Source organism: Tepidiphilus sp. J10, from assembly GCF_006980785.1.
GTDB classification, from domain to species: domain Bacteria; phylum Pseudomonadota; class Gammaproteobacteria; order Burkholderiales; family Rhodocyclaceae; genus Tepidiphilus; species Tepidiphilus olei.
Map to the genome: position 1 here is coordinate 263,794 of NZ_SBHP01000001.1, position 13,877 is coordinate 277,670.

Consider the following 13,877-nt stretch of genomic DNA (forward strand, 5'->3'; position numbering starts at 1 on the left):
ACCCCATCCGATTGCACGATTCCGTGCCGAGTTCATCCCCGATGCGCCTCCTCTTGCAGCGCTTGCTCACCCCGCGCAGCCTCTCACTCCTCCTGTGGCTCGTTTTCGCCTGGTACGTCTTCGACGGTTACGACCGCCACGCACCGAGCAACGACGAATGGGTACAGCACATCTACGGCGAACTGCTCGTGGCCTACTACAGGAGCGGACTTGCCGACAAGACCTTCCTCGACTTCAGTAATCTCTATCTGTACGGAGGTCTCTTCGATCTGCCCGCGGCTTGGATCACCATGGCCTTCGGCATCGACTGGTGGCCATTACGGCATCTCCTCACCGCCGCTTTCGGCGCCCTGGCATTTCTGGGCGCGGCACGTTTCGGGCGTTTCCTGGGAGGAGCCTGGCTGGGGACGGCGGCGCTCGCCGCCACGATGGGCAGCGGGGTCTTCTCCGGCGCGATCTTCACCCACACCAAGGACGTCCCTTTTGCCGCGGCCATGCTGTGGTCGCTCTACTACACGAGCCGCATCGCCGACGAGATTCCCGTACCGCGTTGGCGCCACGTGCTTTTGTGGGGGCTCGCCACCGGAGCCGCGATCGGATTGCGGGTGGGCGGCGTGCTCGCCTTCGGTTTTCTCGGTGCGGCCCTCCTGCTCGCATGGTGGCCGCGCCGCCGCTTACTGCCCTCCTGGCCGCGGCTCTTCACGGCGCTCCTCGTGCGCCTCGTGCCAGGCATCGCACTCGCGCTCGCGCTCATGGCTTTTTTCTGGCCCTGGTCGGTAATGAGCTGGGATCACGTCTGGCAAGCGCTCACCAAGTTCTCGCACTTCGCCTTCGACCTCTATACCTGGGAAGACGGCGAGCGCGTGGAAAACGCCAAAGTCTCGCGTCTCTATTTACCCAAGTACCTCCTCGTGCGACTGCCGGAATTCGTGCTTCTAGGCACCGTGCTCGCGCTCGCCCACGGGCGGCGCATCAAGGAATCCCCTCGTCTGTGGCCGCTGCTGTTCGCGCTCGCCTTCGTGCTCGCCTATGTCATCATCGGCAGACCGCCGCTCTACAACGGCCTGCGCCACTTCCTCTTCCTCGTCCCGTGGTTCGCCCTGCTCGCGTGCTGGGGCTGGCAAAGCACGCTCGCGGCACTCCATCGCCCCCTGACCGAGATCTCCCTGCGCCGCCGCCATGGCGCATTGCTCCTTGCCGCCCTGCTCGTCCTCTCGGCCGCCGACGATCTCGTCACCCTAGCACGGCTGCACCCCTATCAGCACCTCTACTACAACCACCTCGCCCGGGGACTAGCCGGCGCCAAGCACCGTTGGGAAATGGATTACTGGAGCGACGCCACCCGAGCCTTGTTGCCCGTACTCGCCGATTGGGTCGCCAAACAACCTCCCGGCAAAGACTGGGCGCTCGCCTATTGCGCAGAAGGTTTCCAGATCGAACCCTGGCTGCCACCCAACGTCCATATCACCGAAGCGTGGGACGACGCCGAACTCTTCCTCGCCACCACCCATGATGACTGCGACCAGGCGATGCTCGGCAAGGAAATCGCCCACATCGAGCGCCTGGGCACACCGCTGGCGGTCCTTGAGCTCATCGACCACGAGGCCGCGGACCCATGATGAACCCGCTGGCCGAACTCGTACGCATGTCGCGCTTCGCCCTCGTGAGCGTCTCCGGCACCCTGGTACACTATGCCGTGCTGATCGCCCTGGTCGAAACGGACACGCTCGGGCCGCTCCCTTCTTCGGCGCTGGGTTTCCTGGCCGGCGCCATAACGAACTACCTCGGTTCGCGACGCTGGGTCTTCGCCAGCGACGCGCGCCACGTCGTCGCCCTGCCCAAGTTCCTCGCCGTTGCCGCCACCGGCTTTACCGGCAACGTCGCCGGCATGGCGCTCGCCCTCGACTGGTTGCAGCTTCCCTATCTGCTCGCCCAAATCCTCGTCACGGGGCTGCTGTTCTTCTGGCATTACGGCGCAAACCGCCTCTGGACCTTCGCCCGACGCGGCTGAGGTCGTGCTCCGTACGTTTGGCATCGACACCTTGCCGCGGATGCGTTTTCATGCTATCGTTTCGCGCTTTGAAGAATTCCCAGGAGAGCCATCATGGCCCGCGTCTGTCAAGTGACCGGCAAGCGTCCGATGACCGGCAACCACGTCTCGCACGCCAACAACAAAACCAAGCGCCGTTTCCTGCCCAACCTGCACTATCGCCGTTTCTGGAGCGAGGCCGAAGAGCGTTGGGTGAAACTGCGCGTCTCCAACGCGGCGCTGCGCACCATCGACAAGAAAGGCATCGATGCCGTGCTCGCCGAGCTGCGCGCCCGCGGCGAGAAAATCTGAATCCTGGATAGGAGTGCATCATGGCCAAGGCCGCCCGCGAGAAGATCAAGCTCGAGTCCACCGCTGGAACCGGGCATTTCTACACCACCTCGAAAAACAAGCGCACCACCCCGGAAAAACTCGAGCTGATGAAGTACGACCCCAAAGCGCGCAAACACGTGCTCTACAAAGAAACCAAGCTCAAGTAAGCCGCATCACAAGGAATCCGCAAAAGCCATCCCCTGGCGGATGGCTTTTTTCTTTTCCCTCTCCCATTTCTTCCCCAAAGAAAAAAGCGCCTCTTGCGGGCGCCGTAATTCGTCTCCTCCCATGAGGCGGGCGGTCTCGAGGCCGCCCGTCCTTCTTCTCCTCGATTATCCCTTGAGCTGCTCCAGGATCGCCGGGTTTTCCAGCGTGGACGTATCCTGCGTGATCTCCTCGCCCTTGGCGAGCTGACGCAGCAGCCGGCGCATGATCTTGCCCGAGCGGGTCTTGGGCAGGTTCTCGCCGAAGCGGATCTCCTTGGGCTTGGCGATGGGGCCGATCTCCTTGGCCACCCAATCCTGCAGTTCCTTGACGAGGCGCTTGGCTTCCTCGCCCTGGGGCCGCGGACGCTTGAGCACGACGAAGGCCACGATCGCCTCGCCGGTAATGTCGTCGGGACGGCCGACCACGGCCGCTTCCGCCACCAGCTCGTGCGCCACCAGCGCGGATTCGATCTCCATCGTGCCCAGACGGTGGCCCGACACGTTGAGCACGTCGTCGATGCGCCCGGTGATGGTGAAGTAGCCCGTCTCGGGATCGCGAATCGCCCCGTCGCCGGCCAGATACAACTTCCCTTTGAAATCTTCGGGGAAGTAGGATTTCTTGAACCGCTCCGGATCGCCCCAGATCGTGCGGATCATCGACGGCCAGGGTTTCTTGATGACGAGGAACCCGCCATGCCCCCAAGGAAGCTCGGTACCGGTCTCGTCGACCACCGCCGCCATGATGCCGGGGAAAGGCAGCGTGCAGGAACCGGGCACGAGCGGCGTGGCGCCGGGCAGCGGGGTGATCATGTGGGCCCCGGTCTCGGTCTGCCACCAGGTATCGACGATGGGGCAGCGTCCGTGACCCACCTCGTTGTAATACCACTCCCAGGCCGCCGGGTTGATGGGCTCGCCCACCGAGCCGAGGATGCGCAGGCTGGAGAGGTCGAAATTGCGCGGATGCACTTCGGGAGTGGCGTCGCTCGCCTTGATGAGGGCGCGGATCGCCGTGGGCGCGGTATAGAAGATGCTGACCTTGTGCGCCTCGATCATACGCCAGAAACGGCTCGCGTCAGGGTAGGTCGGCACGCCCTCGAACACCACCTGCGTCGCCCCCACCGCCAACGGTCCATAGGCGACGTAGCTGTGCCCGGTGATCCAGCCGATGTCGGCCGTACACCAGAAAACGTCGTTCGGCTTGATGTCGAAGGTCCACTTCATCGTCAGCGCGACCTGCGTGAGATAGCCGCCGGTCGAGTGCTGCACGCCTTTGGGTTTGCCCGTGGAGCCCGAGGTGTAGAGGAGGAAGAGCGGATGTTCGGCCTCGACCCACTCGGGCTCGCACACCTCGCTCTGGCCGGCGATGACCTCGCTCCACCACAGGTCGCGCTCCGGATGCCATTCGATGTCCATTCCGGTGCGCTTATTGACGATCACGTGGCGCACCGATTCGCACCCGCCCATGGCAAACGCCTCTTCGACGATGGCCTTGAGCGGCAGAGCCTTGCCGCCGCGGAACTGACCATCTGACGTGACCACCACAGTGGCTCCGGCATCCTGGATGCGATCGCGCAGCGCCAGCGCGGAAAAGCCGCCGAAGACCACGGAGTGGGTCGCGCCGATGCGCGCGCACGCCTGCATGGCCACCACACCCTCGATGCCCATCGGTAGATAGATGAGGACTCGATCGCCCTTCTTCACGCCGAGCGACTTGAGCGCGTTGGCGAACTGGCTCACCCGCGCGAGCAGCTCGCGATAAGTGACCTTGGTGACCTTGCCGTCGTCGGCCTCGAAGATGATGGCCACCTTGTCGCCCAGCCCCGCGGCCACGTGCCGGTCGAGGCAATTGTAGGAGGCATTGAGCATCCCGTCGGCGAACCAGCGGTAAAACGGAGCGTTGGACTCGTCGAGCACCTGGGTGAAGGGTTTCTTCCAGTCGAGGAGCGTGCGAGCGTGATTGGCCCAATAGCCCTCGTAATCCTTTTCCGCCTCGGCCACGAGCCGTTTGTAGTGTTCCATCCCCGAGACGGCGGCATTTTTGACGAGTTCTTCCGGCGGATAATACATTTTCTGAGCCATGGGTCGATCTCCCTCTTCAATGGTTCGTTCGAACGGACCGCGCAGACTCCGGTCCATCCGGGCACCCTTTGATTGAAACGGCTTTATCTTACATCAGACTTACTGGGCAAGAGGGCAAAGGTCATTCCGTCGGCGCCCACCCTGTTTTAGAATAGCGCACTCTGCGAGGGAGCCTGTGATGACCACTATCCGCGAAGAAGACCTGATCGAATCGATCGCCGACGCATTCCAATACATCAGCTACTATCATCCCGTCGATTACATCAAGGCGCTCGCCGAAGCGTACGAGCGCGAGCAAAGCCCCGCGGCGAAAGATGCCATCGCCCAGATCCTCACCAACTCCCGTATGGCCGCCGAGGGTCACCGCCCGATCTGTCAAGACACGGGCATCGCCACGGTCTTTCTCGAAATCGGTCAAGACGTGCGTTTCGACACGCGCCGCAGCCTGCAGGAACTCATCGACGAAGGGGTACGCCGCGCCTACACCAATCCGGACAATCCCTTGCGCGCCTCGGTGCTGCGCGACCCCGCCGGCAAGCGGCAGAACACGCGCGACAACACCCCGGCCGTGGTCCACGTCGAGCTCGTACCGGGTGATAAAGTAGAAGTGATCTGCGCGGCCAAGGGCGGCGGCTCGGAGAACAAAGCCAAGCTCGCCATGCTCAACCCCTCGGATTCCCTCGTCGACTGGGTGCTCAAGACCGTGCCCACCATGGGCGCGGGCTGGTGCCCTCCGGGCATCCTCGGTATCGGTATCGGCGGCACGCCGGAAAAAGCCATGCTGCTCGCCAAGAAATCCCTCATGGCCCCCGTCGACATCCACGAGTTGCAAGCACGCGCCGAGCGCGGCGAGGAGCTCACCACCGCCGAACGCCTGCGGCTCGAACTCTACGACAAGGTCAATGCGCTCGGTATCGGTGCGCAGGGGCTGGGTGGGCTCACCACGGTGGTCGACGTCAAGGTACTCGACTACCCCACCCACGCCGCGAGCCTGCCGGTGGCCATGATCCCCAACTGCGCCGCCACCCGCCACGTGCACTTCACGCTCGACGGCAGCGGCCCGGCCCAGCTCGACCCCCCGCGGCTGGAAGATTGGCCCCAGATCACCTGGACGCCCGACACCAAGAAAGCCAAGCGCGTGGATCTCGACACCCTCACACGCGAGGAAGTCGCCTCCTGGAAGGCCGGTGACATCCTGCTCTTGAACGGCAAGCTCCTCACCGGGCGTGACGCCGCGCACAAGCGCATCGCCGACATGATCGCCCGCGGCGAGCCCTTGCCGGTCGATTTCACCAACCGGGTCATCTATTACGTCGGCCCGGTCGATCCGGTGCGCGACGAAGTCGTCGGCCCCGCCGGCCCCACCACCGCCACGCGCATGGACAAATTCACCCGCCTCATGCTCGAGAAGACGGGCCTCATCGCCATGGTCGGCAAGGCCGAGCGCGGCCCCGAGGCCGTGGCGGCGATCCGCGACAACCGCGCCGCCTACCTCATGGCCGTGGGCGGCGCCGCCTATCTGGTCGCCAAGGCGATCAAGGCGGCACGCGTCGTCGCGTTCGAGGATCTCGGCATGGAAGCGATCTACGAATTCGAGGTGCGCGACATGCCGGTGACCGTGGCCGTCGATAGCCAAGGCAACAACGTGCATGAAACCGGCCCGCGCGAGTGGCGCGTCAAGATCGGCAAGATCCCCGTCACCGCCTGAAACCTCTTCCCTCCGACGGGGAACGGTATAATCCTTCACGTCCGCCCTGCCTACGTGCCAGGGCGGACCGCCCCAGCGCCGGCATAGCTCAGCTGGTAGAGCACCCGCCTTGTAAGCGGTAGGTCGCCCGTTCGAATCGGGCTGCCGGCACCAAAAAATCCTTGATTTTCAAAGATTTTCCTTGCATTCGATTACTTAGGGCACACACGATTTCACTCGTTGTCACCCGCGCGGGTGACAGCAGGGTGACAGGACGCTTGGATAATGGGTGTCTATGCAGCAGCAGTGTCACCCGTGCTGTTGTCAACAAATAGAGCTGTCCGGTTTCGTAGCACATAAACTGTCCGCTTTTCCGAGCCGGGGTGGGGAGGCGTGAAGGGCGTAGCCCGGAGCGCCTCCCCACCCCCCGGCGGGCGCCGCAGCGGACCTACGCGACAACCTGCAGTTCGGGTGGTTGCACAATCGAATTCCTTGCCGTTGTCGGTGAGGATCGTACGCAGGCGAAAGGGGGCGGCCTCGAGGAGCGAACGCAGGAAGCGCCGGGCGTTGGCGGCCGTCTTCTCCGGGTAGATGGCGTTGAGCCCCCAGCGCGTAGCCCGGTCGATCGCCACGAAGAGGTAGCGGCGCCTGTCCTCGTCGGGCATCTGCGGCAGGTACTTCACGTCCAGATGCACGAACCCCGGCTCGTAGGACTTGAAGGGTTTGTGCCCGAGCTTTTCGGCTTTGGGCTGCATTGCCTCGAGCGAACCGAGTCCGCGGCGGCGCAGGCAGCGATCCAGGCCAGATCGAGAGACGTTCGGCGTGATGAATTCGCGCACCACGGCCAGCAAATCGTCCAGAGGCAAGCGCAGGGTCTTGCGCAGCTCCACCACGACGGCCTCCTGAAACGGGGTCAGGTTCGTCTGCAGGCGGTGCGCCGTGTGCGGACGATCTTCGACGTCGGTGCGCCTCGATCAGCGTCGAATGGTGTCTTCCGACACCCCCAGTTCCCGGGCAAGGCGGCGCACCGGCAGGTTCGAGCTTTGGATGTAGCGTCGGGTCGCAGGGGTCGTGGTGGCGTTCTTGTGCAGGCGGACCATCATGACTTTTGCCCCCGTAGCTCCTCGATCAACTCGCGCATCGTCTCACGACCCAAGAATAATGCACGACGTCGCAGGTCGATGCAATCGTCCGGGACAGGACATAAAGCCATTTGGTTTTCATTCTAGTCAACAATGACATAAGCATTCACTTTCCCCCGTTTGCCAAATCCTCCTCCCCTAACCTACACTGATCCCGTCCGGTTCCATCACCATCCTTTGCCAAAAGGAGCCTTCCCCCATGTCTGCCTTGTTTTCCCCTTTCACACTCAAGGATGCGCGACTTCGCAACCGCATCGCCGTCTCACCGATGTGCCAGTACAGTGCCGAAGAGGGCGTAGCCAATGACTGGCACACGGTGCATTACGCGAGCCTTGCCCGAGGCGGGGCCGGTCTGGTGGTGGTCGAAGCGACGGCGGTGTCGCCCGAAGGGCGCATCACGCCCTATTGCCTGGGACTGTGGAACGACGCCCAGGCCGAAGCGCTCGCGCAGGTGGCCGCCGGCATCAAGAAAGCCGGCGCGGTGCCCGGCATCCAGATCGGCCACGCCGGCCGCAAGGCGAGCGCCAATCGCCCCTGGGAGGGGGACGACCATCTTCCGGAGGACGATCCCCGCGCCTGGACGCCGATCTCGCCTTCGGCCATTCCCTTCGGCGCGAACCTGCCGCGCGTGCCCCGCGAGATGACGCTGGAAGACATCACCCGGGTACAGGGCGACTTCGTGGCAGCGGCCCGGCGTGCGCTGGAAGCCGGGTTCGAATGGCTGGAGCTGCACTTCGCCCACGGGTATCTGGCGCAGAGCTTTTTCTCGGTGCATGCCAACCAGCGCACCGATGCCTACGGCGGAGACGCCGAACGGCGCGGCCGTTTCCTGCGTGAGACGCTGGCGGCGGTGCGCGAAGTCTGGCCCGAGCGGCTACCGCTCACGGCGCGTTTCGGCGTGATCGAGTTCGACGGCCGCGACGAGGAGACGCTTGCCGAATCCATCGAACTGGCGCGCGCATTCCGTCAGCTCGGGCTCGACCTGCTCGACGTGAGCATCGGCTTCTCGACGCCGACGGCGAAGATTCCCTGGGCGCCGGCCTTCATGGTGCCGATCGCGGCGCGGGTGCGCGAGGCCACGGGGCTGCCGGTGGCGTCTTCCTGGGGCATCGACGTGCCGGCCACGGCCAACGAGGCGGTGGCGCACCAACGGCTCGACCTCGTCATGGTGGCGCGCGCTCACCTCGCCAATCCGCATTGGCCCTACAAGGCGGCGCTGGAGCTGGGCGAGGAACGGCCGTCCTGGGTCCTGCCGGCGCCCTACGCCCATTGGCTGGAGCGTTACGGCAGAGCGTGAGTCGTACGAACAAACGAAGGAACACCCACTTATCGCTCAGCCATGTCCAGCTTTCAGAGAAAAATGGGTGTCCCTTCTGGTGGGGTGTTTGGGGTGTCTTCCTCGGGAAAGCCTCAGCCCTCAGCCAAACCGTGCCAGGCGAGGGCTGTTTCGGCGCCGAAGGCTCGGTACGAAGCCGCCCTCACTGTTCGACTTCGAGATCCTTGAAGCGCGGTCTGCCGACATTCCAGGGCTTGATCTTCTCCCCCTTCTCGCCCCAGTTCGCGTGATCGCCCAGTCGATGGCCATCCACCTCACGCACCTTGCCGTAGCTGCTGAACTTGTGAAAAGTAGGACCGAACTTCTCCAATACCTCGTCTACGCTGCCCTTGTAGCGCGGATCTTGAGGACGCTCCTGTTGGGTTATGTAGTAGGCGATGTCCCACGCCTCCTGATCGGAGAGTGATAGCGGCTGGCCCAGCGGCATGTTGTTTTTGATGAACCCGGCCATGGTGTGGGTGCGCACGATGCCCGCTCCCCAGTTGTTGGAGCCGTCGCCCCAGGGGGGTGGAAAGACGTATTTTCCGCCCTGGTAAAGGCCGGAGCCGTCTTTGCCATGGCAGATCGCACATTTCTCCATGTAGAGCGCCTCGCCGTTGGCATAGCTCAAGCTCGCTGGACGCTGCGGCGCCGGGAATCCGCGGCCGTAGATCGGCTGGTCGGGGTACATGGGCACCCCCTTGGCCAACCACTGGTGGTAGGCCGACAGCGCCAGCATATCGTCGCTGCCGTACTCCGGCGGGGTGCCGTTCATGGAGTAGGCAAAGCAGCCGGCGATGCGTTCCTCGAGGTTGTTGACGTGGCCGTTCTTGCCGCGATAGTTGGGCAGGGTGACCGCCGCCGGCCATACCGGACCACTGAAGGGCATACGCCCCTCGCCCAAGTGACAACTGGAGCAGTTCATGTCGTTGAAGACGTTTTTGCCGCGCAACTGCTGGGTGTTAGTAAAGAGGTCGTGGCCACGACGGATGACGGCCTTCAGTTTGGGATGAATGTTGGCGGCTTCGAGGTCGGCCATGGTCGGCGGCACATGGACCAGCTCCCCCTCCTTGGGTGCCGGAAAGCCCATCTTCACCAGAGTGTCGATCGCCGGAGGCAGTGGATCGGCGAATGCAGCCAGGCTGACACCTGCAGCCAAGGCGGCGCCGGCCACGGCCAGGGTTTTCTTGTTGCGTTTCATGCTCTGCTCCCCCTCATTTCTTGGACGTCACGGTCTGGCTGGCCAGCCAGGCGGAAACGGCGCGGATGTCCTCGTCGCTCATGCGCTTGGCGATGGCGCCCATGAGGTTCTGCGGGTCGTTGCTACGCTTATCGGCCTGCCAGGCGCGCAGCTGGTTCTCGATATAGCCGGCGTGCTGGCTGGCGATGCCCGGAAAAGTACTCCCCGCGCCCTGGTTGCCAGGACCATGGCAGCTCTTGCAGGGGACGATGTATTTGTCCCAGTCGCCGTGCAGAGCGAGCTGCTCACCGCGGGCGAGCAGCTCGGCATCGACGTCGCCGCCCTGAGCCGGGGTTACGGGCATCTGGCTGTAGTAGGCCGCCACATCGGCGATCTGCTGGTCATCGAGCATCTTGGCGAAGGGAGCCATGGTGGCGTTCTGGCGACGCCCCGCCTTGAAGTCGTGCAGCTGCTTGGCGAGGTAGTCGGCATCGAGCCCTGCCAGGCGGGGCCAAGACTCCCCGCCCGGTATGTTCATGCCGCTCCCATCGGCTTGGTGGCAGGCCGTGCACGTGGCTGCCACCGCCCGACCGCGCTTGGCATCCCCTTCGAATGCCAGGGCTTGGCCGGAAACCAGGAAGATGCCCAGCAGCAGGCCGAGCCCATTTGCGATCTTCTTGTTGGTCATAGAGATGTTCCTCCTGTGTCGTGGGCCTCGAAGACGCATCGAATAGCCTGCTGCGCGCTCGCCACCGGCTCTCGCGGCAGATGACGCAAGAGTTTCCGGTATTCTTCTCCAAAAATTATCTTAGGAACCGCTGAACAAGTAAACCCCTGATCTCCTCTCGCCGAGGAGTACCCCGTTTTCGGGGCAAAACGGGGCAAAGATGGTCCGATACGAGGGTATACCCTGCCCCTCGGGGCGCCTCGGGGGTCGAATAACCCCCTTGCGCCCAGATTCAGGACGAAATCCGGGTGTCCGGTGTCAACAACCACCGGCGCGCGAGCACCAGATTGGCCAGAGTAAAGAGGGTGAAGAGCTGAGCCATGTTCTTGGCCAAGCCCCGATAGCGGGTCTTGCGATGACCAAAGAGGTTCTTCACCACGTGGAAAGGGTGCTCCACCTTGGCGCGGACGCTCGCCTTGGCCTGTTCCAGCCGCTCCATCTGCTCACCTTCGGCGCCCTTGGCCAGTGCCTTGCGCTGGCCGCGCCTCAGGGCAATGTGCCAGCGTACGGGAAGCTCCAGATTCTCCGCCCGTTTCTCCACCCCCTGGTAGCCCGCATCGCCAAAGACGTCCGTCTCGTCCCCGTGCAGGAGCGCCTGGGCTTGCGTGACGTCGCTGACGTTGGCGGCGGTGCCGATCAGCGTGTGGGTGAGGCCCGAAGTGGCATCCACGCCGATGTGCGCTTTCATCCCGAAATGCCATTGATTGCCCTTCTTCGTCTGGTGCATCTCGGGGTCGCGTTTGCCCGAGTCGTTCTTGGTCGAGGACGGCGCGGCAAGGATCGTGGCGTCTACGATCGTGCCCTGACGCAGAAACAGCCCTTGCTCGGCCAAATGCGCGTTGAGGGTGCTGAAAATCACCTCGGTGAGCTGATGCGTCTCGAAACTTGAGCAGAGTCGTAGCATCCGGCGCCGCTTCCCGGCTCAGGTCAATGCCCACAAACCGGCGAATCGCCTGGCTGTCGTAGATCGCATCCTCGCTTCCCTCGTCGGAGAATCCGAAACAATTCTGCACCACGTACATCCGCAGCATCCGCTCCAGCCCAATGGCTGGCCGCCCCTTTCCCTGCCCTTGCGGGTAGTACGGGGCAATCACCGCCACCAAGGCGCCCCAAGGGGTCAGCGCCTCGAGTTGCGCCAGAAAACGGTCCCGGCGCGTCTGTTTCTTCTTCGCGGCGTACTCGAGTTCGGAAAAGCTCGACTGCATGGCAGGCCCCTGCGGGTGGATCGTCTCCGCCATTATTCCAGCTCAGGTCAACGCCGGGAAGGGGGAATAAATCAGCGTTTCCCTTATTTTCGTGCATTTCATGGAGCGACATGGCAGGGCCAGAGCCGCCTTTTTCCCTCACTCCACCGTCACGCTCTTGGCGAGATTGCGCGGCTTGTCCACGTCGGTCCCTTTGACGAGCGCCACGTGGTAGGCCAGCAGCTGCAGCGGCACCACGTGGAGGATGGGGGCGAGCATGGCGTCGTGCGAGGGCACGACGATGGCGTGCACGCCCTCTTCTCCGCCCACACCGCTGCCGTCTTCGGCGAAGACGAAGAGTTCGGCGCCGCGGGCGCGCACTTCCTGCAGGTTGGACTTGAGCTTCTCCAGCAGGTCGTCGCGCGGAGCCACCGCCACCACGGGCATCTCGCGGTCTACGAGCGCGAGCGGCCCGTGCTTGAGCTCGCCGGCCGGGTAGCCCTCGGCGTGGATATAGCTGATCTCCTTGAGCTTGAGCGCGCCTTCGAGGGCGATGGGCCAGTGCGTGCCGCGCCCGAGGAAGAGCGCGTGCTGGCGTTCGGCGAAGCGCTGCGCCCATTGCTCGATCTGGGGTTCGAGTTGCAGCACGCGCCCGAGCGCCGCCGGCAGGCGCCGCAGCGCATCCAACCGGTTCGCTTCCACCGCCTCGGGCAGCCGTCCGCGTTGCTTGGCGAGCGTGAGCGCAAGGAGCGCGAGCGCCGTGAGCTGGGTGGTAAAAGCCTTGGTCGAGGCCACGCCGATCTCGGGGCCGGCGCGGGTGAGAAAAGCGAGCTTGGCCGTGCGCACGATGGCCGATTCGGGAACGTTGCAGATCGCCAGCGTCTGCGTCATTCCCTGGCCCTGGGCGTGGCGCAGGGCGGCGAGCGTGTCGGCGGTCTCGCCGGATTGCGAGATCGCCACCACCAGCGTCTTCGCCTCCGGCACCGAAACGCGATAGCGATATTCGCTGGCGATCTCCACCGTGGAGGGCAGGCCCGCATACTCTTCCAGCCAGTAGCGCCCGACCATGCCGGCGTGGAAGCTCGTGCCGCAGCCGAGGATCAGCACCCGGTCGATGGCGGCGAACGTCTCCTCGGCGTCGGGGCCGAAGAGCGCCGGGGTGAGCCGCGCGCCGCCGGCCACGGCTTCCAGGGTGTCGGCCACCGCTTCGGGCTGCTCGAAGATCTCTTTCTGCATGTAGTGCCGGTAGCCGGCGAGCTGCACCGCATCGGCCGTGACGTGGGTGAGCCGCACCGGCCGCTCCACCGTTTCGCCCGATTCGTCGACGATCTGCACGCCCTCCAAGGTGAGCCGGGCGCAGTCGCCCTCTTCCAGATAGACCACGCGGCGCGTCTGCGCCACCAAGGCCGAGACGTCGGAAGCGGCATAGACGCCCTCTTCGCCCAAGCCCAGCACGAGGGGGGAACCGCGCCGGGCCGCAACCACTTCGCCCGGTGAGGTCTCGTCGATCACGGCGATGGCAAACGCCCCTTCGAGCTCGCGCATCGCCGCCTGTACCGCGGCAAAGAGCGGCGCGCCGGCCCGGCGCTTGCTCGCCACGAGGTGCGCGATCACCTCGGTGTCGGTCTCGGAAGTGAAGACGTAGCCTTCGGCTTCGAGGCGCGCGCGCAGGGCGGCGAAATTCTCGATGATGCCGTTGTGCACCACCGCCACCGTCCCCGAGACGTGGGGGTGCGCGTTGCGCTCGGAAGGCGCCCCGTGCGTGGCCCAGCGGGTATGGGCGATGCCTACCTGCCCGTCCAGCCCTTCTTCGGCCACCAGCCGGCGCAGCTGCGCTACCCGCCCTTGCACCCGGGCGCGGGCGATTCGGCCTTCACCGTCGATCAGCGCCAGTCCCGCCGAGTCGTAGCCCCGATACTCCAGGTGCGCCAGCCCGTCGAGCAGGATGTCCACCACCGAAGCGCGGCCGATGGCCGCGACGATTCCACACATCGT

At 64.4% G+C, this 13,877-nt stretch carries 10 protein-coding genes, 1 tRNA gene and 2 pseudogenes; 7 read left to right on the plus strand and 6 right to left on the minus strand.

What is annotated here, in order from left to right; all coding sequences use genetic code 11:
* The first annotated feature begins 41 nt into the window (after window positions 1-41).
* From EPD81_RS01315 to rpmG, 4 genes are all read left to right on the plus strand, one after another.
* Complete coding sequence (locus EPD81_RS01315) at window positions 42-1,619, plus strand: glycosyltransferase family 39 protein (RefSeq protein WP_142803637.1); 1,578 nt, start codon at window positions 42-44, stop codon at window positions 1,617-1,619.
* Window positions 1,616-2,011 carry a GtrA family protein gene (locus EPD81_RS01320; protein ID WP_221928750.1) on the plus strand — a complete coding sequence of 132 codons (396 nt, stop codon included), beginning with the start codon at window positions 1,616-1,618 and terminating at the stop codon, window positions 2,009-2,011. Before EPD81_RS01315 ends, EPD81_RS01320 begins: the two co-directional genes overlap by 4 nt.
* Window positions 2,012-2,104: 93 nt before the next feature.
* Window positions 2,105-2,341, plus strand: a complete 237-nt coding sequence (gene rpmB / locus EPD81_RS01325; RefSeq protein WP_142803638.1) for a 50S ribosomal protein L28 — start codon at window positions 2,105-2,107, stop codon at window positions 2,339-2,341.
* Window positions 2,342-2,361: 20 nt separating this feature from the next.
* The gene (rpmG, locus tag EPD81_RS01330) at window positions 2,362-2,529 is read left to right on the plus strand and encodes a 50S ribosomal protein L33 (protein WP_028874582.1); all 168 of its coding nucleotides are present in this window, start codon (window positions 2,362-2,364) and stop codon (window positions 2,527-2,529) included.
* Window positions 2,530-2,694: 165 nt separating this feature from the next.
* Here the strand turns inward: rpmG and acs are convergent, their stop codons facing one another.
* Window positions 2,695-4,647: an acetate--CoA ligase gene (gene acs / locus EPD81_RS01335; RefSeq protein WP_142803639.1), complete on the minus strand. Its 1,953-nt coding sequence runs from the start codon at window positions 4,645-4,647 to the stop codon at window positions 2,695-2,697.
* A gap of 178 nt (window positions 4,648-4,825) precedes the next feature.
* On the opposite strand from acs, the gene EPD81_RS01340 reads away from it, so the two are divergent.
* Window positions 4,826-6,355 (plus strand): fumarate hydratase, encoded by a 1,530-nt coding sequence (locus EPD81_RS01340; RefSeq protein ID WP_142803640.1) that lies wholly within the window; start codon window positions 4,826-4,828, stop codon window positions 6,353-6,355.
* Window positions 6,356-6,432: 77 nt separating this feature from the next.
* Window positions 6,433-6,508 (plus strand) — tRNA-Thr (locus EPD81_RS01345).
* Window positions 6,509-6,819: 311 nt separating this feature from the next.
* On the opposite strand, the pseudogene EPD81_RS01350 reads toward EPD81_RS01345, so the two are convergent.
* A pseudogene (locus EPD81_RS01350) lies at window positions 6,820-7,437 on the minus strand (IS481 family transposase); the annotation flags it as partial.
* A gap of 238 nt (window positions 7,438-7,675) precedes the next feature.
* On the opposite strand from EPD81_RS01350, the gene EPD81_RS01355 reads away from it, so the two are divergent.
* A complete protein-coding gene (locus tag EPD81_RS01355) occupies window positions 7,676-8,773 on the plus strand; it encodes an NADH:flavin oxidoreductase/NADH oxidase (RefSeq protein ID WP_142803642.1) in 1,098 nt (365 codons plus the stop codon).
* Window positions 8,774-8,954: 181 nt separating this feature from the next.
* Here EPD81_RS01355 and EPD81_RS01360 read toward each other — a convergent pair whose 3' ends face one another.
* The 4 genes and pseudogenes from EPD81_RS01360 to glmS all read right to left on the minus strand — a co-directional run bounded on the left by EPD81_RS01360 (window position 8,955) and on the right by glmS (window position 13,874).
* Complete coding sequence (locus EPD81_RS01360) at window positions 8,955-9,992, minus strand: c-type cytochrome (protein ID WP_142803643.1); 1,038 nt, start codon at window positions 9,990-9,992, stop codon at window positions 8,955-8,957.
* A 13-nt stretch (window positions 9,993-10,005) separates the two neighbouring features.
* Window positions 10,006-10,659 (minus strand): cytochrome c, encoded by a 654-nt coding sequence (locus EPD81_RS01365; RefSeq protein ID WP_142803644.1) that lies wholly within the window; start codon window positions 10,657-10,659, stop codon window positions 10,006-10,008.
* Window positions 10,660-10,930: 271 nt separating this feature from the next.
* Window positions 10,931-11,903 (minus strand): annotated as a pseudogene (locus EPD81_RS01370) (IS5 family transposase).
* 138 nt (window positions 11,904-12,041) lie between these two features.
* Window positions 12,042-13,874, minus strand: a complete 1,833-nt coding sequence (gene glmS, locus EPD81_RS01375; protein WP_142803645.1) for a glutamine--fructose-6-phosphate transaminase (isomerizing) — start codon at window positions 13,872-13,874, stop codon at window positions 12,042-12,044.
* Window positions 13,875-13,877: the final 3 nt, after the last annotated feature.